Annotated in this window: 5 protein-coding genes and 2 pseudogenes; 3 read left to right on the top strand and 4 right to left on the bottom strand. The window is 36.1% G+C overall.

Annotated features, from left to right (window positions below; all coding sequences use genetic code 11):
- Both FTU35_RS13195 and FTU35_RS13190 read left to right on the top strand, forming a co-directional pair.
- Positions 1 to 196 (top strand): transposase domain-containing protein (locus FTU35_RS13195; protein WP_031971408.1); only part of this gene is annotated, 196 nt, incomplete at its 5' end.
- Positions 197 to 264: 68 nt separating this feature from the next.
- A complete protein-coding gene (locus tag FTU35_RS13190) occupies positions 265 to 585 on the top strand; it encodes a hypothetical protein (protein ID WP_180064804.1) in 321 nt (106 codons plus the stop codon).
- A 230-nt stretch (positions 586 to 815) separates the two neighbouring features.
- Here the strand turns inward: FTU35_RS13190 and FTU35_RS13415 are convergent.
- The 3 genes and pseudogenes from FTU35_RS13415 to FTU35_RS13180 form a co-directional block, all read right to left on the bottom strand.
- Positions 816 to 1,000: pseudogene (locus FTU35_RS13415) on the bottom strand (hydrolase or metal-binding protein); the annotation flags it as partial.
- A 105-nt stretch (positions 1,001 to 1,105) separates the two neighbouring features.
- The gene (locus tag FTU35_RS13185) at positions 1,106 to 1,435 is read right to left on the bottom strand and encodes a hypothetical protein (RefSeq protein ID WP_180064803.1); all 330 of its coding nucleotides are present in this window, start codon (positions 1,433 to 1,435) and stop codon (positions 1,106 to 1,108) included.
- A gap of 5 nt (positions 1,436 to 1,440) precedes the next feature.
- A complete protein-coding gene (locus FTU35_RS13180) occupies positions 1,441 to 1,815 on the bottom strand; it encodes a hypothetical protein (protein ID WP_218949449.1) in 375 nt (124 codons plus the stop codon).
- A 199-nt stretch (positions 1,816 to 2,014) separates the two neighbouring features.
- On the opposite strand from FTU35_RS13180, the pseudogene FTU35_RS13175 reads away from it, so the two are divergent.
- A pseudogene (locus FTU35_RS13175) lies at positions 2,015 to 2,349 on the top strand (transposase); the annotation flags it as partial.
- A gap of 224 nt (positions 2,350 to 2,573) precedes the next feature.
- Here the strand turns inward: FTU35_RS13175 and FTU35_RS13170 are convergent.
- Positions 2,574 to 2,903: integrase core domain-containing protein (locus tag FTU35_RS13170; RefSeq protein WP_180064802.1), on the bottom strand; the 330-nt coding region annotated here is incomplete at its 5' end.

Below are 2,903 nucleotides of genomic sequence, written 5' to 3'. Positions count from 1 at the left end.
CAAGAACTGGCTGTTTGCAGGTTCGCTGCGCAGTGGTCAGCGAGCGGCAAACATCATGACGTTAATCCAGTCAGCAAAGCTGAATGGCTTGGATCCGTATGCCTATTTAAGTGATGTGCTGAAAAGGCTGCCGACACATAAAGTGACCCAGATTGAAGAGTTACTGCCACACTGCTGGAAACCTAAATCGAATTAAAATTGGTATGGGATTCAGCGGACGCTTACGTTCGAATGAAGAAACTATTACTATCACTTTGCTTGATAATGATTACACCTGTTGTATTGGCAGATGCTCAGCAAGAAGCAATGGAAGCAACATTTGCAGCAGCGACAGATTCATCTATAGATACTGTATTTGAAATTTACCAGACCTATTATGATCCTGTAGATGATGAAACCTACTCAATTGTTGGATATGATAGCTTGGAAGATATAGTATTTAAAGATAATTTAGTTGTTTACAAAGTTACACTGCTATACGGTGATCCAGACATTCCTCGTATCTATAAAGGCTGTGATGTTTATATTACTGCTAAAAATGGCAAGACAACATACAGCAAAATCAATCCAAAAGAATGTATGTAAAAGGAACTAATAAATAAAATTTATCATATATTAACAAACATATAAAAATATAATTATTGCACTTACTTAGAAAGTAAGCATCCGGTGAACTCATCTTACCAAGCTATCCTATAAGCCTTAATTTGGTTCTCACTTAAAAACAAGTGGGGACTTAATCCATGAGCATGGATCTATATTCAATCCACGTAATACACAGGCTGACGATAGCTCTGGGTTGTACTCTTAGCTCACAATGTTAGTTGTAACGGTAGATATAAAAGTAGACCATTCGAGAAGCAGCATGGCAATAGCTCAATCAAACTGCCAAAGCCCGAATGCTGTTAGGGGGTCATTTTTACACTGCCGATAACATAAAAATGAATGTGCCAAATTCATCCGAGTTATCCAAATTCACATACAAACGCCTATATGGCTTATAGATTTATTATTTTTTAGGGGGATTACCATCTCATATTTAGAATAATAGGAGCAGTCCAAAGTCAGGAAGACTAAGAAAGGAGGCCTAAGCCTCCCTTATGAATCATTTTAAACAGATGCGATAAGAAGGGGTGTTATAACACCCCTTCTCTTCTTTGATTTTACCTAGCTCCACAAAATCATCACTTGGTTTAATCAAACGAAGAGTTTTTTTAAAATTGTCATCCACATTTATTTCAAAAGACTGAACATCTTTTAAAATCTTTTTATCATTTAATCCATGAAGAGATATTGAACCATAATCATCATTTTGATACGAAACACATTTAACGACATCTGTCTTACCTAATTTCTTATTGGTAATAGTACAGGTTTCCGCAAACGTTAACGTTGACACACTAAATAAAATAGCAACAGTTAAAAAATTTCTCATAATTTTCACCATGCACATACTTTAAAGCTGTTACCTTCACCGACCCAACAAGCTTTTTGCGTTGTAGAACGTACTGCTTGCCCCCAAGTTTCAGCTCCACCTCGGAACTTAGGTCCCTGTACAACAGCGACATTTTTTTCCTCCATCCAAACCATTAATCCTTCAAGACCAATACTTTTTGATAAGCTAGTACCAGATAAATAAAAAGAACCATTACCTTGTGGAGTGAATGTACATTTGCCTTTGTAAATAGTTTTACCATTTTCATCAATTTGACATTTTGCTGTTTTTCCAGCTGCTGATGCGATTGGGGATATTAATAAAAAGCCACAAAAAAAAGCTGAAGTTAGTAATAATGGTTTTTTAGAAAAAAAATTCAAGGTTTTCCCCTTTATGCATTTAAATTAAAAATCTTTTTGTGGTTAGTAGATTAATAGTTTATAAGTTAAAATTCTATTAAATTTTATACAAATTAGTTTATAACAACAAAAATTCTTTCCTAAAAAGAATAGAATATAAGAATAAAAAATGAACCGTACCGGGTTTGTCGGAGACCAAGCTTTCTGAGAGAATGTCCCGATGAAAAAAGTAAAATATACCCCTGAAATCAGAGAAAGAGCGGTTCAATTATTGATTGAATCCGAAAAAGATTATCCATCGAATTGGGCTGCGATCACAGCAATTGCGCCTAAGATTGGTTGTACTCCTGAAACACTTCGTGTTTGGTATCAAAAATATTTAGATAAACAAAATCCAGTTAAAGTACAGCAGCTTTCAGACCAAGAACGTATCAAACAACTCGAACGCGAAAATAAAGAACTGCAACGCGCCAATGAGATTCTACGTAAAGCAGCCGCTTTTTTCGCCCAGGCGGAGCTCGACCGCCCACACAAATAATGGTGGATTTTATCCATCGCAAACTCAAATCATAAGTGCGACACATTTGTAGTTAGTTGAAAAAAGTTAGGTGTATCCGTAGAATCATTAGACTTTTTCAACTCGCAATTGGAAAGCACACAATAAAGAAGGCTCTAGACTAGCAGAGTTATACTAAACTTTCTCAAGATTAAAGATACGAAATTTATGCTGCTTTGAAAAGTGAACCGTACCGGGTTTGTCAGAGACTTTTTTATTTAAGTTAGGCCACCTGACCTAACGGATTAATCTTATCATAGTACATTGCTTCAAAATCAAAAGGTGATACATAACCTAGTGCACTATGTACACGCTCTTTATTGAACCAATCTACCCAATTTAGTGTCGCAAGTTGTACATCTGCTAAACCTTGCCAATCTGCTTTTAGATATTCAATCACCTCTGTTTTGTATAAGCCATTCACCGTTTCAGCCAAAGCATTATCGTATGAATCACCAGTCGTACCGACTGATGCTCGTAAATTTGCTGCTTCTAAACGATTGGTATAGCGAATGGAAAGATATTGCACACCTCTGTCGGAATGATGAATCAC

The organism is Acinetobacter sp. YH12095, from assembly GCF_013419245.1.
Lineage (GTDB): Bacteria > Pseudomonadota > Gammaproteobacteria > Pseudomonadales > Moraxellaceae > Acinetobacter > Acinetobacter towneri.
Note: the sequence above shows the minus strand (reverse complement) of the source record. Positions and strands in the feature narration are given on the sequence as shown.